Consider the following 20791-nt stretch of genomic DNA (forward strand, 5'->3'; position numbering starts at 1 on the left):
AAAAGCCCCGCATTTGCGGGGCTTTTCGTTTGAGGCAGGCTCGAAAGCCGGTCAGAACCGATGCCGCAAGCCGACACGCGTGACGAACTGCGTGTTCGCTCCGGCACTCTGGCCGATAAAGGCCGTCGACGAGCCGATTTCCGCTTGCACCGGCACATTGCGGCCGGCAACCGTGTTGCTGCCCGACGCCTTCTGATAGATGCCGAGCAAATACACATCGGTGCGCTTGGACAACGCGTAATCCACCGCGCCGTTGATCTGATGCCATTTGCCTTCGAAGTTGTCGTCGAGCTTCGAGAACGTATAGCCGAGACCCGCGCTGAACGCCGGCGTGATGTTGTACTTGCCGCCGATTTCGTAGTTGTTCAACTTCGACGATGCCGCGACCAGCGGTTCGAACGTCGTATGCGTCCAGTTCGCCCAGACCGTGGCCGCGGAGAACGTGTAGCGCGCGCCGACGCCATAGGTTTCGAGATCGCGCAGGCCGCCCGTGGCGATGTTCGCGATGTTCGTGCTGAATGCAGGCGTCGCGCCATTCGGGAAGCGGATGTTGGTGTACGCCGCGCCGATGCCGAACGGTCCCTGGTTGTAGTTCAAACCGAAGCTGTACGTGCTCGACGAACCTTGCGTCGCGCCCGCGCCCGTGGTGGTCGGCGTGCCTGCGAATTGCGTCGAATTGGAAAAGCCGTACATGGCGCCGAAGGTTACGCCATAGAAGCTCGCGCTGTTGAACTTCACCGAGTTGTTGATACGGCTCGAAGTCAACTGATCCAGATCGTTGATGTGGTACGCATAGTTGCCGGCGGGCGTTTGGCTACCCATCGTGTAATTGCCGCCGATGACATCGGTGGAGAACGAATACTGGCGACCGAAGGTCAGCGCGCCGATATCGTTCTTCGACAGACCGACGAAGGCTTGCCGGCCGAATTCCGCGCCGCCTTGGCCGAGCGTGCCATCGCCGCTATTGAAGCCGCTTTCCAGGACGAAGATGGCCTTGAGCCCGCCGCCCAGGTCTTCCTGGCCGCGCAAACCCCAGCGGCTGCCTGATGCAACGCCGTCGCCGTACTTCACGAGGTTGTCGTGGCTGTTCGGTCCGGTCGAAACCTTGTTCGCATAGGTGATACCGGCGTCGATCAGGCCGTATAGCGTGACGCTGCTTTGCCCATGCGCGGCCATGCCGAAGGTCCCAAGGATGGCGAGCGCCAGGATTTTCTGCTTCATCGATCTTTCCTTGTTATTTGCTGTTCGCGAGTGACGATTTGCCACGCGAAGCGGCGCCGCTTGTGCGGCTGTTGTGTTCACGCCGAAGGGTTTCGTCGGACATACCGTTGCGCGATGAACACCATCGTTATGTCGCGTGGAATATAGCGAAATGTCAGCTAGCGGTAAACGCTTCGAGGGGAAGCTGTAGCCTTTCTTCCACAATACTTGCTATAAGAATTTTTATAGCTTGAGCAAGGATGAGGCAGGAAAGCGCAGTTCGAATTCGATCCAGCCGTTCTGCGTGCAACGCGCCGACGCGCTGCCGCCATGCATGCGCATGATTGCCTGGACGATGGAAAGGCCGAGCCCGCTGGACTCCGTGAACTCGCTACGAGCCGCATCGCCACGATAGAAGCGGTCGAAGAGACGCGCCAGTTCGGCGTCTTCTATACGCGCGCCGCGATTGCCCACGACGATGCATGCGCCGTCCGCATCCGCGTGACCTGACAGGCGCACGACCGTGCCTGCGCTCGCGTAACGCACCGCATTGACGACCACATTGCCGATCGCGCGGCGGCACATGATTGCGTTTGCAACTATCTGGCCGCTTGCCTCGATATCGAAGCTGATGTGCCGTTCTTCCGCGATGCCTTCGAAGTAAGCGGCGAGGTTGTCGAGTTCGTCGCGGATATCGAGCTTCTCGCATTCGATGCGTTGCGTTTCGTGATCCGCTTGCGCCAGAAACAGAATGTTCTGCGCAATGCGCGCGATTCGCTCCAGTTCCTCCAGATGCGATTCGAGCACGGTGCGATACTCCGCCACGCTGCGTTCATGCGCGAGCGTTACCTGCGTCTCGCCGATCAACACGCCAATCGGCGTACGCAGTTCGTGCGCGAGATCGGCGGAAAACTGCACGAGGCGCGCATAGCCGTGTTCGAGCCGGTCGAGCATGGCGTTGAACGAAGCCGCGAGGCTTTGGAGTTCCTGCGGCGCGTGCGCGACGTCGAGTCTCGCCGACATGCTGTCCGGCGCGATCTCGGCGGCTTTGTCCGCCATGAGCCTGAGCGGCATCAGGCCGCGGCTCGTGACCCAGTAAGCGAGCAGCATCGTAACGAGCACGGCGGCGATCATGGTGATCCACACGCGCACGAGATACGCCGACAACACGTGCGCTTCCTGCGTCATCACGTGCGCGGCCATGATCTCAACCACTTCACCGCTTTCGCCGATACGCGCCTGCGCACCGAGCCAGCGCATGCGCACGCCATCGGCGCGCGTGCCTTCGTAAAGATCGTCGAGCGCGACTGCGCGTGTCACGGGCACGGTCTGCAGCGGCGGCAGCGGCATGTTCTCGGGATTGACGGCGATGAACGGCGCCGCGCCCGCACGTCGGAAGATGATCACGTCCTGCCGGTCGCCGAGCATGGTTTCGAAAAGCCGCGGCCGCGCTTCGATTTCCTTGATCGTGTAGAGGTCGTGCAGCAGCGCGCGATAGTGTTCGACGCGGGCGATCAACTGATAATCCGCACGCGTGGAGAGGGCGGAGTTGGTCGCGTGATAGAGCGATGCGCCGACCATGCCGACCACCACGCACACGATCAGCACGAACGACACGGCAATACGTACGGCAAGCGAGCGCGACGGCTGCGGCGGCAGCCAGCGCAAGACGGCGTCGTTCAAGGCTCTTCCCCAAACGAATAGCCGATACTGCGCACCGTATGAATCAGCTTCGGTTCGAACAGATTGTCGATCTTCGCGCGCAGACGCTTGATGGCGACATCGACCACGTTGGTGTCGCTATCGAAATTCATGTCCCACACTTCCGAGGCAATCTGCGTGCGGGACAACGCCTCGCCCTGATGCTTGCAAAAGAGATGCAGCAGCGCGAATTCCTTGTTCGTCAACGCGATATCCATGCCCTTGCGCGTCACCTTGCGGCGCAGCACATCGACGTGGAGATCGGCAATCTGGAACATGTCCGATTCGCGCATCACGCCGCGACGCAAGAGCGTGCGAATGCGCAGCACGAGTTCGGTGAAGGAAAAGGGCTTGACGAGATAGTCGTCCGCGCCGAGTTCGAGACCGTGGATACGGTCCGTGACGTGGTCGCGGGCCGTGAGAAAGATGACAGGCAAGTCACGTTTCGCGCGCAACGCCGACATAACCTGCCATCCGTCGATGCCGGGCAGCATCACGTCGAGCACGATCAGCTCGTAAGAGTTCGCCAGCGCCTGATGCAGACCGTCGGTGCCGTTGCGCACGAGATCGACCTGATACCCGGACTCGATCAGCCCTTTTTTCAGGTAGTCTCCGGTCTTGCGATCGTCTTCTATAACGAGGATGGTCATGCGCGGCATTCTTGCTTTGTATTGCCGTCATTTTGCCAGTGCGCTTGAACGGTCCGTCGAAAATGACAAAAAAGTCATCGACGCGTCATGGATCGATCAGAGTGTGCTGGCTAACATCGGTCCTGTGTTTGCTCCGTGAGAAAGACGTGCAGAACAATTCGCGACATTCCGTGCAGCCGCTTTGGCTTCGCATCACACATTGGGTCAATGCCTTCGCCATACTCATCATGGTGACGAGCGGCTGGCAAATCTACAACGCATCGCCGATCTTCAAAGCGTTCACGTTTTATCCGGCCATCACGCTCGGCGGCTGGCTCGGCGGTGCGCTGCAATGGCATTTCGCGGCCATGTGGCTGCTCGTGGCGAACTTCATCGTCTATGTCGGGATGAACGTTGCGACGGGCCGTCTGCGCGAGCGCATGTTTCCGCTCAGCATCAAAAGCATCATTGCCGATGGCATTGCCGCCGTACGCGGCAAGCTCGGTCACGACGATCTCACGCGCTACAACGCCGTGCAAAAATTCGCGTATCTTGCGGTCATGGTGGATATCGTCGTCATCATTCTGTCGGGCCTCGTCGTGTGGAAGTCGGTGCAGTTCCCGCTTTTGCGCGCGCTGATGGGCGGCTACGACAACGCACGCGTCGTGCATTTCCTCGGCATGAGCTTCCTGGTGGCGTTCTTCGTCGTGCATGTCGCCATGGTCGCGCTCGTGCCGCGTTCGCTCGTGTTGATGATCAAGGGACGTTGATTCATGTCGCTCAAGCTTTTTAAAACACGAACGGACGCCGAACTCATCGTTAAAGATGCGGCGAAGGAATTAAAAGCCCCCGCGCGCCGTTTATTCGGCAAGCGCATTCTTTCGCTCGGCGGTCTCGCGATGCTGTCCGGCTGCAACATCACCGACGACAAATCCGTCAACGCGATGCTGCGCAAGATCTCGTCCTTCAACGACGACATGCAGGCGTTGCTCTTCGATCCCAAGCAACTCGCGCCGACTTATCCCGATTCGATGATTACGCGTCCGTTTCCCTTCAACGCGTTCTACGACATCGACGAAGTGCCCGAAGTGGACGCTTCGAGCTACAAGCTGCAGGTCGGCGGCCTGGTCAAAGGCAAGCGTATCTGGACGCTCGATGAGCTTCATGCCATGCCGCAAGAGAGCCAGGTGACACGGCACATTTGCATTGAAGGATGGAGTGCCATAGGCAAGTGGGGCGGCGTGCGCTTCGCGAATTTTCTGCTGCATGCAGGCGCGGATACGACCGCGAAATACGTGGCCTTTCACTGTGCGGACAATTACTCGACCAGCATCGACATGCCGACCGCGCTGCATGCACAAACCTTGCTCACGCTCAGCTACGACGGTCAGACCTTGCCGCCCAAATACGGTTTTCCGATGAAGCTGCGCATGCCGACCAAGCTCGGCTACAAGAATCCGAAGCATATCGTCGCGATCACCGTGACCAACGATTACCCCGGCGGCTACTGGGAGAACCAGGGCTATAACTGGTTCGGCGGTTCCTGAAGAAGTCTCTTCGCTTGACCCTTATCGATACCAAAGGAGAATCCATGTCGATTCGCATGAAACTCGGCGTCAGCATCGCGGCGCTCGCACTCACGAGCGCGGCCTTCGCGCAGACGCCCGCTGCCAAACCCACGCGTATTCGCGGCGATATCGTGTCCCTGTCCGGCGACACGATGACGGTGCATCGGCGTAGCGGCGACACGGTCAAGGTCGCGGTGAAGGCCGACACGCCAGTCACGGCGCTCAAGAACATCAAGCTCGAAGACATCAAGCCGGGTCAGTTCGTCGGCACGGCCGCGACCACGGGCACCGACGGCAAGATGACCGCAACCGAGGTGCTGGTGTTTCCGGAAGCGGCACGCGGCACGGGTGAAGGCCACTACGCGTGGGACCTCGGCCCGCAAAGCTCGATGACCAACGCGAACGTCGATCAGGTCGTGCAAGGCACGAGCGGACGCGATCTCAAGCTGTCGTACAAGGGCGGCTCGAACGCTGTCACCGTGCCGCCGAACGTGCCGGTCGTGACCTTCGCGCCCGCTTCGCATGACGACCTGAAGCCTGGCAAGAAGGTGTTCGTCGTGGCGAGTCCGGCAGGTGGCGACTTTGCCGCGCAGCGTATCGTCGTGGAAAAGGACGGCGTCGCTCCGCCGATGTAAGCTTCGATGTAACGTAAGACCCGCGCCCGCTTCAAAGCGGGCGTTTTCATTCCAGACTCGCGCGCACGTCTCTCACGTTCGACACCGTCTCGTCGAAGTGCGCAGACCCGAGTTTGCGCCTCATGCGCTTCGTGACCTCCGAGCTCATCGAGCCAATGCGCTTCATCAGCGCAGGCGCCGCGGCTGTCGGATGAATCGATGCCTCGCGTCCATCCCTGTCGGTCGACCAGCGTTCGACCAAGCCGAGCTTTTGTAAGCCGTCCAGCGTGCGCGTGGCCGTGGGTCGCGAAATGGCGAGCGCATCGGCAAGCTCGCCCTGCAGCAAGCCGGGATGCTCGACGATCGCGCGCAGCATGAAGCCTTGTGACGGCGTAAGGCCGAACGGCTTGAACGCTTTCGTCCACTCGCGCTCCAATGTGCGTGCAAGCGCCGTGGTGTTGAAGTAAAGGCATTGGTCGAACATGCGGCTTTCCTTTGAATCGAATTGATTTGCTCTGCAACTATCCGTGTGTCGTCGACGGACGGGTCAGCAGATTTTACGGGCTCGGGTTAACATCGTCGTTTGCCGCGAACCACTCGTCAGGAGAACATGCATGAGCAATACGCGTTCCGACCTTCCGTCATATCCGAACACACAACTTTTTATCGATGGCGAATGGCGCGCCGGCTCGCGCGACACCGCCGTGATCAATCCCGCGAGCGAAGCGGAAATCGGCCGTCTGGCGCTCGCGGGCATCGACGAACTCTCGCTTGCCGCCGATGCCGCCGCGCGTGGCTTCAAGGAATGGCGCAAGGTTTCGCCGTACGAGCGCAGCAAACTGATGCGTCGCGCCGCGCAGAACATCCGCGACCGCGCGGAGCAGATCGCCGCCATCATGTCGATGGAGCAGGGCAAGCCGCTCGGGGAAGCGCGCATCGAGACGCTGTCGGCTGCGGACATCATCGAATGGTTTGCCGAAGAAGGGCGCCGCACGTATGGCCGCGTGATTCCGTCGCGTTCGGACGCGGTGCGCCAGATCGTGACGCGCGAGCCCGTCGGTCCCGTGGCCGCTTTCACACCGTGGAACTTCCCGATCAATCAGGCGGTGCGCAAGGTGTCGGCGGCGCTGGCCTCGGGCTGCTCGGTCGTGTTGAAGGGACCGGAGGAAACGCCCGCGAGTTGCGCGGCGCTCGTGCAGGCTTATGCCGATGCGGGTTTGCCCAAGGGCGTGCTGAATCTCGTGTTCGGCGTGCCGGCGGATGTATCGAAATATTTGATCGCGCATCCGGCCATCCGCAAGATTTCGTTCACGGGTTCCACGCCGGTGGGCAAGCTGCTCGCATCGCTGGCGGGCGAGCATATGAAGCGCGTGACCATGGAGCTCGGCGGACATGCGCCCGCTATCGTCTTCAAGGACGCGGACGTGCCGCGCGCGGCGAAAATGCTGGCATCGGCCAAGTTCCGCAACGCCGGTCAGGTGTGTATCTCGCCTACGCGCTTTCTCGTCGAAGAGGCGGCGTATGAAGAGTTTGTGCATCACTTCGTCGCGACGGCGAGCGCGGTGAAGGTCGGCAACGGTCTCGACGACGGCGTGCAAATGGGCCCGCTCGCCAACGGCCGCCGTCTCGAAGCCATGGAACGCCTCGTCGCCGATGCCCGCGAGCACGGCGCAAAGGTGCTGACGGGTGGCGAACGCGTGGGCCGCGAAGGTTACTTCTTCGCGCCGACCGTGCTGGTGGACGTGCCCATGAACGCGCGCATCATGACCGAAGAGCCGTTCGGCCCGATTGCGCCTATCGCCTCGTTCAAGTCGTACGACGAAGTCATCGCCGAAGCGAATCGCTTGCCTTACGGTCTCGCCGCTTATGCGTACACGAGTTCGGCGGCGACCGCGGCGGCGGTATCGGACGATATCGAAAGCGGCATGCTGTCGATCAACCACCACGGGCTTGCCTTGCCTGAAACGCCGTTCGGCGGTGTGAAGGATTCGGGCTACGGTTCGGAAGGCGGCAGCGAGGCGATGGAAGCGTATCTCGTCACCAAGTTCGTGACCGAGCATCGTTGATGGAAACGCGCGGGCGTTATCACAACGCTCGCGCATCGACAGGAGAAGCAGGTGACGCGAACGGTCGTGGGTTTGCTCGGCGCGGGCAGCATGGGCGCGGCTGTCGGCCACAGGCTGACGCAGAAGGGCGCGCGTGTCTTGACGATACTCGAAGGGCGCAGCGAGGCCAGCATCGCTCGCGCGCGCGAGGCGGGGATCGAAGACGCAAGTCCCGACCGCTTCGCCGAGTGCGATTTCATTCTATCGATCGTGCCGCCCGCGGTGGCGGTCGAATCGGCGCACCGTCTGGCGCCCGTGCTTGCGCGGGCCGCCCGTAAGCCTCTCTACGTCGATTGCAACGCGGTCAGTCCGGCGACGGTCAAGCGCGTGGCAGAAGCGCTCGACGTTCCGTTTGTCGATGGCGCGATCATCGGTTTGCCATCCGCGCCAAAGTTCTATGTGTCGGGACCGCAAGCGCACCGTACGCTCGCACTCGCCGATGCGGGCCTCGACGTACAGGTGCTCGATGGTCCTGTCGGCGCGGCTTCGGCGCTCAAGATGTCGTATGCGGGAATCACGAAGGGATTGACCGCGATCGGCGCGGCCATGTCGCTCGCCGCGCTTCGCAATGGCGCGGGCGATGCGCTCTTCGACGAGTTATCGGCGAGTCAGCCCGAGCTCGCCAAATGGCTTGCGAATAGCGTGCCGCGCATGCCGCCCAAGGCGTATCGATGGGTCGCGGAGATGGAAGAGATCGCGGGCTTTATCGGCGACGAACATGCCGAGCATCGCATCTATGAAGGCGCGGCCGGTCTTTACGAACGCCTGGCCCAGGACAAGGACGCCACCGACGCGCTCAAGCAGTTCTTCGAGCGTTAAGCCCTGGCCGTCTGCGTCATGTGTTCGAAAAAGCGTGCGGCGCGCCGGTCGCCTGCGTATGCCGAGTTGATGCGCACCCACGCGCACGCCTCGCCGTTCGGCCGATAGTAATTCCCCGGCGCCAGCGTAACGCCGAACTTCAGCGCTTCACTCACGAGCTTCGTCGAGTCTTCGATACCCGGTACCTTCGCCCAGACGAAATTGCCGCCGCTCGGTTGATCGAATACGTCCCAGCCGTAGCTCTCCAACTGCTGCACCGCGCTCGAAAGCGAATCGCGCACGCGCTTGCGCAGCCGTTCGAGATACTTCCTGTACGTGCCGCGTTCCAGCAGACTTGCCGCAACGCTCTCGGCGAAGCGCGTGCCGCCGAGGCTCGTCAGCACTTTCACATCGACGAGATTCTTCACGAGCTCGCGATTGGCCGCGAGATAGCCGATTCGCAGCGACGACGACAGCGTCTTCGACAAGCCGCCCACATAAATCACGCGGTCGAACTGATCGAGCGATGCGAGTCGTTGCGTCGGCACGGTTTGAAAATCCGCATAAATGTCGTCTTCCACGATAGTGAAGCCGTGCTGCGTCGCAAGTTGCAGCAGCCTGAAAGCGATTTGCGGCGCGATGTTGGTCGCCGTCGGGTTCTGGAACACGGTGTTCACGAAGAACAATTTGGGCGTGTGCTGCTTCAGAAGCGCTTCGGCCATCTCGACATCCGGCCCGTTGGCCAGACGCGGCACGCCGACGAGCCGCACGCCTTGCAGCTTCAGCAAGCCAAACAGATTGTAGTAGCCGGGATCTTCGACGAATACCGTATCACCGGGCTTGAGCATGTAGCGCACGACGAGATCGAGCGCCTGACTCGCGCCGCTCGTGATCATCACATTGGGCAAATCCGCGTTGATGCCGAGCGTGTTGAGGCGCATCTGGATCTGCTGGCGCAGGTTCGTGTCGCCGTGCGGAATGGCGTAATCGATCACGCTTGCGATGTCCGCGCGCGACGCCTGTCGCACCGCCTGCGTGAGACCATCGACATCGCGCCATGCCTCGGGAATGAAGCCGCTCGACAGCTTGAGCGTCTCGCCGGGATAGTTGAACTGCGCGAGGATCTGGCTCGACTCCTCTTCCGCGAGACGCGGGTCGCAATTGCCAGCGTCGCGCGCGTGTTCGTCCACATGATTCGCCACGTAAAAGCCCGAACCGTGACGCGGCTGGATCAGCCCGCGCGACGCAAGACGGTCGTACGCTTCGATCACCGGAAAGCGGCTGATGCTCTGTTCGGTCGCAAGTTGCCGGATCGACGGCAGTTTCGCGCCCGCCAGCACGCGGCGCGAGCGGATCATGGTTTCGATTTGGCTGACGATCTGCTCGGTCAGCGGCACGCCCGTGGCGCCATCGATATTTAGCGGAAGTGCGTTCATCGTTTTAAGTGTTCGGTCGAACAGCGTGAACAGTTGCGATCAAGTGTTTGCGGAGTGATTTGAAGTATTCGAACGCATCCGAAAAGCGCCGTCAACTAGGCCAAACGGCCATCCACACTGTTCTGAGCGAATACGGACAAAATTATTCACTTAGAAGTGTTCGGTATTTCTGGCTATACAGTTCCTGTGTAACTGTACGCAAGTGTTCATTCTAGATGTTCGGCACTGGCCGAATAATACGCTTAACGGCTGCGACACGCTTTTACATTCGCAGCATCCATCAAGCGATCAGGCGATCGAGCGACAGGGAGCGGCATCATGCGTGAAATCAGGACTTTTGAACTCGACGGGCGCGATGCGCCGACTAGCTGGTTTATCGACCGGCCGCAAACGCTGCGCGCTACGCGTGGCCAGATCTGGCTGACCATCGAAGGCGACGCCGGCGATTTCTGGCTCGATGCGGGCGAGTGCGTCGAACTTCAGCCGTTCTCGACGATCTGGGTAAGCGGCGCGCGGGACGAAAGCGCTCTTTCGCTGGCGTCGGTTTCCACGCCGACGACCACATCGAGGCGCTTGATCGACGCAGCCCGCGCGTGGCTCGCGCGCCGCACGGCGCCTTCCGGTGCGGCGATCTCGAAGGCATAGTCGAAAAAAAACCCGGCCGAGGCCGGGTCCAATGTTCCCGCGCTCTTTCGAGCGCGGTCACCTGCAAAGCTACAGACTACTCGCTTACGCCGCCAGCAGCGAGCGCAACACGAACGGCAGAATGCCGCCGTGCTTGTAGTAGTCGACTTCGATCGGCGTGTCGATACGCAGCAGCACCTGCACGCGATCTTCCTTGCCGTCCTTCCGATGGATCACGAGCGTCACTTCTTGCTGCGGCTTAAAGTCGTCGCCCAGACCTTCGATATCGTACGTCTCTTCGCCCGTGATGCCGAGCGTCTGCACGCTGTCCGTACCCTTGAACTGCAGCGGCAACACACCCATGCCGACCAGGTTCGAACGATGGATACGCTCGAAGCTGCGCGCCACCACGGCTTTCACGCCGAGCAGTTGCGTGCCTTTCGCCGCCCAGTCGCGCGACGAACCCGTGCCGTATTCCTCGCCCGCGAAGATCACGGTCTGCGTGTTGTCGCCGATGTACTTCATCGCGGCGTCGTAGATGGACAACTGTTCGCCGCTCGGTTGATGGATCGTCAGGCCACCTTCCACGCGCGTGCCATCTTCCTTCAGCGGAATCATCAGGTTCTTGATACGCACGTTGGCGAAAGTGCCGCGCATCATCACGTCGTGGTTGCCGCGACGCGAGCCGTAGCTGTTGAAGTCGGCCTTCTGCACGCCGTTCGCCTTCAGCCACACGCCCGCCGGCGACGTTTCCTTGATTGAACCTGCCGGGCTGATGTGGTCGGTCGTGACCGAGTCGCCGAAGATGCCGAGCGCGCGTGCGCCCTTCACGGCGGGGATTGAGTCGGCCGGGGTCATCGAGAAGTCGTGGCCGAAGAACGGCGGCTCCGCGATATACGTCGACTTCGGCCAGTCATAGACCTGACCGGTTTCGCCCGCGATCTTGCTCCACAGGTCGCCATCCTTCGTAAGCTGCGAGTAGTTCTCGCGGAAGGCTTCGGCGTTGAGCGCGTACTTGAGCAGCGAATGCACTTCCTCGCTCGTCGGCCAGATGTCGCCGAGATACACGTCGTGCCCGTCCTTGCCCTTGCCGACCGGCTCGGTCATGAGGTCGCGCGTGATGTTGCCCGCGATGGCATAAGCGACCACCAGCGGCGGCGAAGCCAGGAAGTTGGCGCGGATGTTCGGGTGAATACGCGCTTCGAAGTTGCGGTTGCCCGACAGGACGGCGGCCGCGACGATATCGTTCTTCACGATGGCGTCGTTCAGCTCCGGCGTCAGGTCGCCCGCATTGCCGATACACGTCGTGCAACCGTAAGCGGCGAGCGTAAAGCCGAGCTTGTCCAGATACTGCAGGAGATCGGTCTTCGTCAGATATTCGGTGACGATACGCGATCCCGGTGCCAGCGACGTCTTGATATGCGGCGCCACCGTCAAACCGGCCTCGACCGCTTTCTTGGCCAGCAGACCGGCGGCCAGCAGCACGCTCGGGTTCGACGTGTTCGTGCACGACGTGATCGCGGCGATCAGCACGTCGCCGTTCTTCACGTCGACGCCATCGGCGGTCTTGTAGTCGGCGGTCAGATCGGCGGGCTTCTTGGCAAAGCCGTTTTCGCCGACCGGCTTCGAGAAGAGGTCGGTAAACGTGCTCTTCACATTGCCGATTTCGATACGGTCTTGCGGGCGCTTCGGACCCGCCAGCGACGGCGCGACGGTGGACAGATCCAGCGTCAGCGTCTTCGTGAAGTCGATGTCGCCGGCCTTCGGCACGCCCCACAGCTTCTGCGCCCTGAAGTAGTTTTCGAAGGCGGAGATTTCGGCGTCGGTACGGCCCGTGCCCTTGAAGTAGTCGATGGTTTTTTCATCGACCGGGAAGAAGCCCATGGTGGCGCCGTATTCCGGCGCCATGTTGCCGATGGTCGCGCGGTCCGGCACCGCGATGGAAGCCGTGCCTTCGCCGAAGAACTCGACGAACTTGCCGACGACCTTCTCCTTGCGCAGCATTTCCGTGATGGTCAAGACGAGGTCGGTTGCCGTGCAGCCTTCGCGCAGCTTGCCCTTCAACTCGACGCCGACGACATCCGGCGTGAGGAAATACACCGGCTGGCCGAGCATGCCCGCTTCCGCTTCGATGCCGCCCACGCCCCAGCCCACCACGCCGATGCCGTTGATCATCGTCGTGTGGCTGTCGGTGCCGACGAGCGTGTCCGGGTAGTAGACCGTGTCGTTGCCTTCGGTCTTCTTGTGCACGCCGCGTGCGAGATACTCCAGATTCACCTGGTGGACGATACCCACGCCCGGCGGCACGACCTTGAACGTGTCGAACGCCTGCATGCCCCACTTCATGAACTGGTAGCGCTCGTTATTGCGCTGAAACTCCAGCTTCATGTTCAGGTCGAGCGCGTTCGGCTCGCGGAAGTGATCGATCTGCACCGAGTGATCGACGACGAGATCCACCGGCACGAGCGGCTCGATTGCCTTCGGGTCCTTGCCCGCGCGTTCGGCCACACCGCGCATGGCGGCGATGTCGGCGAGCAGGGGCACGCCGGTGAAATCCTGCAGCACGACGCGCGCGACGACGAACGGGATTTCATCGACGCGGGCTGCAGTCGGTTTCCAGTTCACGAGTTGCTCGATGTGCTCTTCGGAAATCTTCTTGCCGTCGTAATTGCGCAGCACGGATTCGAGCACCAGCCGGATAGACACCGGCAGACGTTCGATCTTGACCTTCAGGGCTTCGCCGAGTTGCGGCAGCGAGTAGAACTTGCCTTTGCCGGAACCACTGTCGAATTCTTTGAGCGTATTGTGAAGATTGTGGGCCATGGTTATTTTCCTTGGGCTGATCTGGGTTTGATGCAACGTTTCCTGAATCTGAAACCGGGTCGTGCCTGGTTTGACGCGCCGGCACGCGCGCACCGGCTCCAGGCGCTAGATCACATACAAATCGACGTATTCATTGACCGGCATGGCTTCGAGCTTTGCCTGATCGAGCGATACCGCGAGGATCGCCTGTTGCTGTTTTTGCGGGAACCGGCGCGCGAGATTGGTCTTGAACTTCTCGACGAGCAGCGGAATGCCGTCCTCGCGGCGGCGCTTGTGACCGATCGGATATTCCACCGCGATTTCATCGAGCTTCGAACCGTCCGTGAACTCGACGGTGAGCGCGTTCGCAATCGAGCGCTTCTCAGGGTCGTGGTAATCGGTCGTGTATTGCGGGTCTTCCACACATTCCATCTTCGCGCGCAAGGTGTCGATGCGCGGATCCTGCGCGATCGAATCTTCGTAATCGGCGGCGGTGAGACGGCCGTGGATGAGCGGCACGGCGATCATGTACTGAATGCAGTGATCGCGGTCGGCCGGATTGTTGAGCGGTCCCTTCTTGTCGATGATGCGGATAGCCGCTTCGTGCGTGCGAATGGTGATCTTCGCGATATCTTCGACACTCTTGCCCGCTTCCTTCAGCTTGCCGTGCAGCGTCATGGCGGCTTCGACGGCGGTTTGCGAATGGAATTCGGCCGGGAACGAAATCTTAAAGAGCACGTTCTCCATGACATACGAGCCGTACGGGCGCTGGAACTTGAAGTCGTTGCCCTTGAAGAGCACGTCGTAGAAGCCCCAGGTCTTCGTGGTCAAGACCGACGGATAGCCCATTTCGCCGGTCTTCGCGATCAGCGCGAGACGCACGGCGCGCGAGGTCGCGTCGCCCGCGGCCCACGACTTGCGCGAACCCGTGTTCGGCGCGTGGCGATATGTACGCAGCGAATGACCATCGACGAAAGCGAGCGACACCGCGTTGATGAGTTCGTCGCGTGAGAGGCCGATCAACTGACCGACGACCGCTGTGGACGCGAGCTTGACCAGCAGCACGTGATCGAGCCCGACCTTGTTGAACGAGTTTTCCAGCGCGATACAGCCTTGAATTTCGTGCGCCTTGACCATGGCGATCAGCACGTCTTTCATGGCGAGCGGCTTCTTGCCGGTGGCGATTGCGTTACGTGACAGCCAGTCAGCGGTGGCGAGAATGCCGCCCAGGTTGTCCGACGGATGGCCCCATTCGGCGGCGAGCCATGTGTCGTTGAAGTCGAGCCAGCGGATCATGGCGCCGATGTTGAAGGCGGCCTGAACCGGGTCGAGCTGAAACTGGGTGCCAGGCACCTTCGCGCCGTTGGGGACGATCGTGCCGGGCACGATCGGTCCCATCAGCTTGGTGCAGGCAGGGTACGAAAGGGCTTCGAGTCCGCAGCCGAGGGTGTCGATCAGGCAGTTGCGCGCGGTTTCCAGCGCAAGCGTGCTCTCGACGCGATAGTTGAGAACGTAGTCGACTATGTCGACGAGTACCTGATCCGGCTCTGGCCGGACGTTCGAGATCGGTGCGGACATCGAGGATTCCTGTTTGATTGCAGACTTTGTTATTCGGCCTTCTTGAACAACGCTTCCGACTGCGTGGGAGCGGTTGCGCCCGCAGCCATTTCGGCGGTCATGCACTCGTCGGCCAGGCGCGACGAATCTTTGTCGGAGAACAGCATTGCCTTCGACGGGATCACGACGAGATCCATGCCCGTTGCCGCATCGTGGAAACGATCGGCGCCGGTCGTGGTGTCCTGACGGGGCAGCTTGTAGTCCTTCTTGGCCCAATTCACGGTGACGATAGTGTCACGCTTCATGTCGCCTTTCAGATAGAAAGACGCGCCTTCCTTACAGGTCCACTTGACGGCGCCTTCGGGAATCGGGTCGGTCTTCGCTGCCGCGGCCGCTTCGGCCTTGGGTGAGCGCTTGATGAGTCGACGTGCCGGAGCCGGGCGTTTGGCCTTTGCCGCCTTCGAGTCCGTGGTGGTCGTCGCGGCGAAGGCGTCGGCACTGACGAACACGCTGGTGGTAGCCAGTGTGCCGACGATTGCAGCGATCAGGAGTTTATTCATCGAAAAACCTTTCAAAACATGGAGGTTGGTAACGGTTGCCGCGCGGAGTGAATTTCGTCCTCGCGAAATTCGATCGCGCAGTCCGCTATTTTCGCTTATTTAGTGGCGTGAACTTCAAATTATCGGGACCCGTGTAGTTCGCACTCGGCCGGATGATTTTGTTGTCGATGCGTTGCTCGATGATGTGCGCGCTCCATCCCGCCGTGCGCGAGATGACGAAGAGCGGCGTGAACATGGCCGTGGGCACGCCCATCATGTGATACGAAACCGCGCTGAACCAGTCGAGGTTGGGGAACATTTTCTTTGCGTCGGCCATCACGGATTCGAGCCGTTCGGCGATGCTGAAAAGCTTGTTGTCGCCCGCTTCCTTCGAGAGCTTCTTCGCGACTTCCTTGATGACCTTGTTACGCGGATCGGAGATGGTATAGACCGGATGACCGAAGCCGATCACAACTTCCTTCTTCTCGACGCGTGCGCGAATATCGGACTCGGCTTCGTCGGGCGTCTGATAGCGCGATTGAATTTCGAACGCGACTTCATTGGCGCCGCCATGTTTCGGGCCGCGCAATGCGCCAATGCCACCCACGATCGCCGAATACATGTCCGAGCCCGTGCCCGCGATCACGCGAGTCGTGAACGTGGATGCATTGAACTCATGTTCAGCGTAAAGATTGAGCGATACGTGCATGGCTTCGACCCACGATTTCGAGGGCTCCACGCCATGCAGCAAATGCAGAAAGTGTCCGCCGATGGAGTCGTCGTCAGTTTCGACTTCGATGCGCTTGCCGTTGTGCGAGTAGTGATACCAGTAGAGCAGCATCGAACCGAGCGAGGCCATCAGTTTGTCGGCGATATCCTTCGCGCCGGGAACGTTGTGATCGTCTTTTTCGGGCAGGATGGTGCCGAGCATGGATACGCCGGTGCGCATGACGTCCATGGGGTGCGCGGACGCCGGAATCCATTCGAGCGCGGCCTTGAGGTTTGCGGGCAAGCCGCGCAAAGCCTTGAGTTTTGTCTTGTACGCCTTCAACTCGGCGACGTTCGGCAGCTTGCCATGCACGAGCAGATAAGCGATCTCCTCGAACTCGCTGGTGGTCGCGACATCGAGAATGTCGTAGCCGCGATAGTGCAGGTCGTTGCCGGTCTTGCCGACTGTGCACAACGCGGTGTTGCCCGCGGTCACGCCCGAAAGCGCGACGGATTTCTTTGGCTTGAATGCGCCCGCTGCGGCGGGTGCGTCGGTCGATACGGTATCGCTCATTGCTTCAAGTCTCCTTTCAACGCTCAGGGCGTGCGTTACTTCTTCTTGAAACGCGCGCTGCGTAACCGCTCGCGCGCGTGCTGCAAATGCTCTGTCATGCGTTGCCGCCTTGCGCCGGCGTGGCGAAGAGCGACGCGTAATCGCTTGGCATTGCCTGGCCGGTGGCTTCGGCGCGCCGCAGCACCGACCAGTAATAGCGATAGCTCGCGCGATCGTGCAAGGTATCGCGGTGACGCGTTGGGCCCCACTGCGCGCGTTGTGCGCCAAGCAGTATCTCGGCGGCGAGCGCGATTTCATCGGCACGTGGCGAGAAGGCTTCGACGACAGGCCGTATCTGCTCCGGATGAATGCTCCACATGCGCGTATAGCCGAACTCGTTGCGCGCGCGCCCGGCGTCGTTCGCCACGATGCCCATGTCGCGCACTTCCGTCGATACGTTGTGGGACGGCACCTTGCCGTGTGCGTGACACGCCGCCGCGATTTCCAGCTTCGCGCGCCGCACGAGCGGATGTTCGAACTGGCCGGGCGAGCGCATGGCGGTATCTGGAATGGCGCCGTTGTGCGCCGAAACGAAGTCCATCAGACCGAAGCTCAGCGATTCGACGCCGGGCAGCGCCGCGAGCTCGAAGGCTTCGCGAAGCGCGCCATGCGTTTCGATCAGCAAATGACAAGGCACCGGTTTCTCGATGCCGAACTCGCAACGCGATGCCTCGACGAAAGCCACCATCTCGGCGGCGTCGAAGACGCTGCGGACTTTCGGCAGCATGACGAAGGCAGGCGCTTTCCTCGCGTGGCGCAGGATGATGCGCACGTCGTCGCGCCACGCGCGGTGATTGAAGTCGTGAATGCGCACGCCCACGCGCCCGAAGCGGTCTTCCTCGCCGCCGACGAACGACGCGACGAGTTCCGCATGCTCCGCCTCGCGGCCTACTTCCGCACCGTCCTCGCAATCGAGCGTGATGTCGAAGACCGGCCCGAGTTGCGCCTGCAACGCGAGCGACTTCTTCATCAGCTTTTCGCTGCCCGCGTAGTGATCGCAGGGCGGCAGGACAGCAGGCTGCGGGTCGCCGTCAAACAGCACTTCGGCGGGGGTGAGAGCGCGCATCGTCGGCGTCGGGTCCAATTGGGGGAAAAGGATGTCGATCTTGCTCAATGCTTCTGATTCGGCCGCGCTCGGGCTGCTTCCGTGAAAGCACGGCAAGCTCCAAACGCGTTCGAATCAGGCGCGATGCATCGGATGCATTCGCGCCAGCGGGAAGCCTCCCGGCTTCCCCGCGATACTTAAAATTACTTGCCCAGCAAATGCGCCACGCCGTCGCGCTCTTCTAGCAGTTCGTTCAGCGTGCCGTCCATTTTTTCGCGCGAGAACGCGTCGATTTCCAGGCCTTCCACGCGCTTGTACTCGCCGTTTTCGCACGTGACGGGCACACCGTAGATGATGTCTTCCGGAATGCCGTACGAGCCGTCCGACGGAATGCCCATGGTGACCCACTTGCCATTGGTGCCGAGCACCCAGTCGCGTACGTGGTCGATTGCAGCGTTAGCCGCCGATGCCGCCGACGACAGCCCGCGCGCTTCGATGATCGCCGCACCGCGCTTGCCGACGGTCGGGATGAACGTGTTGCGGTTCCATTCGTCGTCGTTGATGAGCTTCGTCAGATCGTCGCCCGCCGCGGTGGCGAAGCGGAAGTCGGGGTACATGGTCGGCGAGTGGTTGCCCCACACAGCCAGTTTTTCGATCGATGCGACCGGCTTGCCCGACTTGGCCGCCAGCTGCGACAGCGCGCGGTTGTGGTCCAGGCGCAGCATGGCGGTGAAGTTCTTCTTCGGCAGATCCGGCGCCGACTTCATCGCGATATAGGCGTTCGTGTTGGCCGGGTTGCCGACCACGAGAACCTTGACGTCGCGGCTTGCGACTTCGTTGAGCGCCTTGCCCTGAACCGTGAAGATTTCGGCGTTGGCCGACAAGAGGTCCTTACGCTCCATGCCTTTCGAGCGCGGACGCGCACCGACCAGCAGCGCGACGTCGGCGTCCTTGAACGCGACTTTGGGGTCGTCCGTGACGACCACGCCTGCGAGCAGCGGGAACGCGCAGTCTTCCAGTTCCATCACGACGCCCTTGACTGCGCCTTGCGCTTGCGGCAAATCGAGCAACTGAAGAATCACGGGCTGGTCTTTGCCGAGCAGATCGCCATTGGCGATACGGAACAGCAGCGAGTAGCCGATTTGACCTGCGGCGCCGGTGACGGCAACGCGCTTTGCGGACTTAGCCATTGATAACTCTCCTGGACGGTGCGTGGAACGCTAGGGAAAGCGCCATTTTATGCGCGTTACGCAAAGCGTTGATGAAAGACATGCCTGCCATGCCGCCCGCGAAGCGTGGGAACGCCCGGCCAATGTCCTGCCGATGCGGCTTCGCGCCTGTATTGGCGCCAAGGCGAGCGGCGCACCGACGGGCGCGGCGTGACTGTCATGCCATGAATCTCTCGTTCGAGCGAGTTGCTTGCGGGAGGTTTCTTGAAGGACGCGAAATTCGCTTGGGTCCAACGGCAACGCGCCCATACGAGACGGCGCTTGACGTTGCGAGGCGATAGGCAGGCAGCGGCGCGCGAATCGAGTGGTCGATCGGCGTAAGGCGAAAGCGAAAGGGCGTGCCTGGCGGTATGTCGCGCGGCCGAAGAACTGACGGCATCTGGCGAAAACCGCCAGGACAAACGCGCCGGTCAGCTCGGTTTCCGGTGTTACGACAACCCGCAAACCCTTGCTCGACAAGGAGTGTAGGGTTCGTCACAAGCAAAGTCAACACTATCTTATGTCTTATATAAGACATAGGATTCTCAGGGAAAGCTCTGGACGCACGGCGCGGCTTTGTGTTGAAATGCGCGGCATGAATTCGAACCCGGCGAGCACGACGAACCCGAACGGCAGCGCGAGCGCGGCTGAGGCTGCCGCGAGTACGTCGTCGCCTACGTTCAGTCCGCTATATCAGCAAATCAAATCGCTCATCACGCAGGGGCTCGAAACGGGTGAATGGAAGCCCGGCGAAATCATCCCGAGCGAGGTCGAACTCGCCGCGCGCTACAAAGTCAGCCAGGGCACCGTCCGCAAGGCCATCGACGAACTCGCCGCCGACAATCTGCTCGTGCGCCGCCAAGGCAAGGGCACGTTTGTTGCGACGCACAATGAAGACCGCGTCCAGTTCCGCTTCCTGCGCTTGTTGCCCGACGACGGCGACGCTCATCCCCACGTCAGCCGCCTGCTCGAATGCAAGCGTCTGCGCGCGCCCGCTGAAATCGCGCGTCAACTCGATCTGAAACCGGCCGACCCTGTCGTTCTTATCAAGCGCCTGTTGCAGTTTGATGGCGTGACGACCGTTTTCGATGAAATCTGGCTGCCCGGCGCGGTCTTTCGCGGCCTGACCGCCGAGCGTCTCGCCGATTACAAGGGTCCGCTCTACGCAATGTTCGAGACGGAGTTCGGTACGCGCATGATTCGTGCGACAGAGAAGATCCGCGCCGTCGCCGCTGACCCAGCGGTCGCGCGCCTGCTCGATGTGAAACCGGACTTTCCGCTGCTGTCGGTCGAACGCGTCTCCTATACGTATGGCGACCGGCCGGTCGAAGTGCGGCGCGGCTGGTATGTCACGACCGGGTATTACTATCAGAACGACTTGAGTTGAGCGTCGAAGGCAGGCGGGAAATGCAGGGTGGCAAGCAGTGCGTAAGTTTCGCGCAAGCACGTAAGGGATACTCTTTTCTTACACGCCTTAGAAGAGTGTTTTAGGCCGGTTTTCGCTGCAGCGCGGAATAAAAAGGCGCTAAAATCGCGGATTGGTGTAATAACAAGTTGGGGTCTAGCATGGCTGAAGCCGTAAAAAAACCAAGGCCCGAGTTCCGGAACATCGGGCTTGGTCAACTCGCGAAGTATCGCTTGCCG

The 20791-nt window shown here is 61.1% G+C and carries 19 protein-coding genes and 1 pseudogene; 9 read left to right on the plus strand and 11 right to left on the minus strand.

What is annotated here, in order from left to right; translation table 11 throughout:
* Positions 1–51: 51 nt before the first annotated feature.
* From NCR98_RS14715 to NCR98_RS14725, 3 genes are all read right to left on the minus strand, one after another.
* On the minus strand, positions 52–1221 hold the full coding sequence (locus NCR98_RS14715) for a porin (protein ID WP_250526524.1): 1170 nt from the start codon (positions 1219–1221) through the stop codon (positions 52–54).
* Positions 1222–1443: 222 nt separating this feature from the next.
* Positions 1444–2883, minus strand: coding sequence for a heavy metal sensor histidine kinase (locus NCR98_RS14720; protein WP_250493080.1), 1440 nt, complete (start codon positions 2881–2883; stop codon positions 1444–1446).
* Positions 2880–3551, minus strand: coding sequence for a heavy metal response regulator transcription factor (locus NCR98_RS14725; RefSeq protein WP_250526525.1), 672 nt, complete (start codon positions 3549–3551; stop codon positions 2880–2882). Before NCR98_RS14725 ends, NCR98_RS14720 begins: the two co-directional genes overlap by 4 nt.
* Here NCR98_RS14725 and NCR98_RS14730 point away from each other — a divergent pair.
* The 4 genes from NCR98_RS14730 (at position 3550) to NCR98_RS14745 (ending at position 5733) form a co-directional block, all read left to right on the plus strand.
* Positions 3550–3690: a hypothetical protein gene (locus NCR98_RS14730; protein ID WP_250526526.1), complete on the plus strand. Its 141-nt coding sequence runs from the start codon at positions 3550–3552 to the stop codon at positions 3688–3690. The genes NCR98_RS14725 and NCR98_RS14730 overlap by 2 nt on opposite strands.
* An 88-nt stretch (positions 3691–3778) precedes the next feature.
* Entirely contained in the window at positions 3779–4300 is a 522-nt protein-coding gene (locus tag NCR98_RS14735; RefSeq protein WP_250466476.1) for a cytochrome b/b6 domain-containing protein, read from the plus strand.
* Positions 4301–4303: 3 nt separating this feature from the next.
* A complete protein-coding gene (locus tag NCR98_RS14740; protein WP_250526527.1) occupies positions 4304–5077 on the plus strand; it encodes a molybdopterin-dependent oxidoreductase in 774 nt (257 codons plus the stop codon).
* 44 nt (positions 5078–5121) lie between these two features.
* Entirely contained in the window at positions 5122–5733 is a 612-nt protein-coding gene (locus NCR98_RS14745) for a hypothetical protein (RefSeq protein WP_244829095.1), read from the plus strand.
* A gap of 46 nt (positions 5734–5779) precedes the next feature.
* On the opposite strand, the gene NCR98_RS14750 is transcribed toward NCR98_RS14745, so the two are convergent.
* Positions 5780–6196, minus strand: a complete 417-nt coding sequence (locus NCR98_RS14750) for a MarR family winged helix-turn-helix transcriptional regulator (protein ID WP_244829096.1) — start codon at positions 6194–6196, stop codon at positions 5780–5782.
* Positions 6197–6326: 130 nt separating this feature from the next.
* Between NCR98_RS14750 and NCR98_RS14755 the strand changes: the two genes are divergently transcribed.
* A complete protein-coding gene (locus NCR98_RS14755; protein ID WP_250493082.1) occupies positions 6327–7778 on the plus strand; it encodes an NAD-dependent succinate-semialdehyde dehydrogenase in 1452 nt (483 codons plus the stop codon).
* A 51-nt stretch (positions 7779–7829) separates the two neighbouring features.
* Positions 7830–8636 (plus strand): NAD(P)-dependent oxidoreductase, encoded by an 807-nt coding sequence (locus NCR98_RS14760; protein WP_250526528.1) that lies wholly within the window; start codon positions 7830–7832, stop codon positions 8634–8636.
* On the opposite strand, the gene NCR98_RS14765 is transcribed toward NCR98_RS14760, so the two are convergent.
* Positions 8633–10051 (minus strand): aminotransferase-like domain-containing protein, encoded by a 1419-nt coding sequence (locus NCR98_RS14765; protein WP_250526529.1) that lies wholly within the window; start codon positions 10049–10051, stop codon positions 8633–8635. The two genes, NCR98_RS14760 and NCR98_RS14765, sit on opposite strands and share 4 nt — an antisense overlap.
* A gap of 318 nt (positions 10052–10369) precedes the next feature.
* Between NCR98_RS14765 and NCR98_RS14770 the strand changes: the two genes are divergently transcribed.
* Positions 10370–10696: a DUF2917 domain-containing protein gene (locus NCR98_RS14770; RefSeq protein WP_250526530.1), complete on the plus strand. Its 327-nt coding sequence runs from the start codon at positions 10370–10372 to the stop codon at positions 10694–10696.
* Between the two features lie 84 nt (positions 10697–10780).
* Here the strand turns inward: NCR98_RS14770 and acnA are convergent, their stop codons facing one another.
* The 6 genes from acnA to NCR98_RS14800 all read right to left on the minus strand — a co-directional run bounded on the left by acnA (position 10781) and on the right by NCR98_RS14800 (position 19129).
* Complete coding sequence (gene acnA / locus NCR98_RS14775; protein WP_244829101.1) at positions 10781–13498, minus strand: aconitate hydratase AcnA; 2718 nt, start codon at positions 13496–13498, stop codon at positions 10781–10783.
* A gap of 105 nt (positions 13499–13603) precedes the next feature.
* Positions 13604–15055: a bifunctional 2-methylcitrate dehydratase/aconitate hydratase gene (locus tag NCR98_RS14780; RefSeq protein ID WP_244829102.1), complete on the minus strand. Its 1452-nt coding sequence runs from the start codon at positions 15053–15055 to the stop codon at positions 13604–13606.
* A 29-nt stretch (positions 15056–15084) separates the two neighbouring features.
* Complete coding sequence (locus tag NCR98_RS14785; protein ID WP_244829743.1) at positions 15085–15594, minus strand: hypothetical protein; 510 nt, start codon at positions 15592–15594, stop codon at positions 15085–15087.
* Positions 15595–15679: 85 nt separating this feature from the next.
* On the minus strand, positions 15680–16855 hold the full coding sequence (gene prpC, locus NCR98_RS14790) for a bifunctional 2-methylcitrate synthase/citrate synthase (protein ID WP_250466472.1): 1176 nt from the start codon (positions 16853–16855) through the stop codon (positions 15680–15682).
* A 94-nt stretch (positions 16856–16949) separates the two neighbouring features.
* Positions 16950–17960, minus strand: coding sequence for an HpcH/HpaI aldolase/citrate lyase family protein (locus NCR98_RS14795; protein WP_250526531.1), 1011 nt, complete (start codon positions 17958–17960; stop codon positions 16950–16952).
* Positions 17961–18142: 182 nt separating this feature from the next.
* Positions 18143–19129: a malate dehydrogenase gene (locus NCR98_RS14800; RefSeq protein ID WP_250493087.1), complete on the minus strand. Its 987-nt coding sequence runs from the start codon at positions 19127–19129 to the stop codon at positions 18143–18145.
* Positions 19130–19742: 613 nt separating this feature from the next.
* Between NCR98_RS14800 and NCR98_RS14805 the strand changes: the two genes are divergently transcribed.
* Entirely contained in the window at positions 19743–20534 is a 792-nt protein-coding gene (locus NCR98_RS14805; protein WP_244829106.1) for a GntR family transcriptional regulator, read from the plus strand.
* Between the two features lie 179 nt (positions 20535–20713).
* Positions 20714–20791, plus strand: a pseudogene (locus NCR98_RS14810) (succinate dehydrogenase, cytochrome b556 subunit); the annotation flags it as partial.

It is taken from the genome of Caballeronia sp. GAWG2-1 (genome assembly GCF_023631405.1).
GTDB lineage: Bacteria > Pseudomonadota > Gammaproteobacteria > Burkholderiales > Burkholderiaceae > Caballeronia.

Bases quoted from the DNA above. Each gene is read 5' to 3' on its own strand.
- NCR98_RS14735 (WP_250466476.1), top strand. From the start codon at position 3,779: ATGGTGACGAGCGGCTGGCAAATCTACAACGCATCGCCGATCTTCAAA.
- NCR98_RS14755 (WP_250493082.1), top strand. From the start codon at position 6,327: ATGAGCAATACGCGTTCCGACCTTCCGTCATATCCGAACACACAACTT.
- NCR98_RS14715 (WP_250526524.1), bottom strand. From the start codon at position 1,221: ATGAAGCAGAAAATCCTGGCGCTCGCCATCCTTGGGACCTTCGGCATG.
- NCR98_RS14805 (WP_244829106.1), top strand. From the start codon at position 19,743: ATGAATTCGAACCCGGCGAGCACGACGAACCCGAACGGCAGCGCGAGC.
- NCR98_RS14770 (WP_250526530.1), top strand. From the start codon at position 10,370: ATGCGTGAAATCAGGACTTTTGAACTCGACGGGCGCGATGCGCCGACT.
- acnA (WP_244829101.1), bottom strand. From the start codon at position 13,498: ATGGCCCACAATCTTCACAATACGCTCAAAGAATTCGACAGTGGTTCC.
- prpC (WP_250466472.1), bottom strand. From the start codon at position 16,855: ATGAGCGATACCGTATCGACCGACGCACCCGCCGCAGCGGGCGCATTC.
- NCR98_RS14785 (WP_244829743.1), bottom strand. From the start codon at position 15,594: ATGAATAAACTCCTGATCGCTGCAATCGTCGGCACACTGGCTACCACC.
- NCR98_RS14780 (WP_244829102.1), bottom strand. From the start codon at position 15,055: ATGTCCGCACCGATCTCGAACGTCCGGCCAGAGCCGGATCAGGTACTC.
- NCR98_RS14730 (WP_250526526.1), top strand. From the start codon at position 3,550: ATGCGCGGCATTCTTGCTTTGTATTGCCGTCATTTTGCCAGTGCGCTT.
- NCR98_RS14750 (WP_244829096.1), bottom strand. From the start codon at position 6,196: ATGTTCGACCAATGCCTTTACTTCAACACCACGGCGCTTGCACGCACA.
- NCR98_RS14765 (WP_250526529.1), bottom strand. From the start codon at position 10,051: ATGAACGCACTTCCGCTAAATATCGATGGCGCCACGGGCGTGCCGCTG.
- NCR98_RS14800 (WP_250493087.1), bottom strand. From the start codon at position 19,129: ATGGCTAAGTCCGCAAAGCGCGTTGCCGTCACCGGCGCCGCAGGTCAA.
- NCR98_RS14725 (WP_250526525.1), bottom strand. From the start codon at position 3,551: ATGACCATCCTCGTTATAGAAGACGATCGCAAGACCGGAGACTACCTG.
- NCR98_RS14795 (WP_250526531.1), bottom strand. From the start codon at position 17,960: ATGCGCGCTCTCACCCCCGCCGAAGTGCTGTTTGACGGCGACCCGCAG.
- NCR98_RS14740 (WP_250526527.1), top strand. From the start codon at position 4,304: ATGTCGCTCAAGCTTTTTAAAACACGAACGGACGCCGAACTCATCGTT.
- NCR98_RS14745 (WP_244829095.1), top strand. From the start codon at position 5,122: ATGTCGATTCGCATGAAACTCGGCGTCAGCATCGCGGCGCTCGCACTC.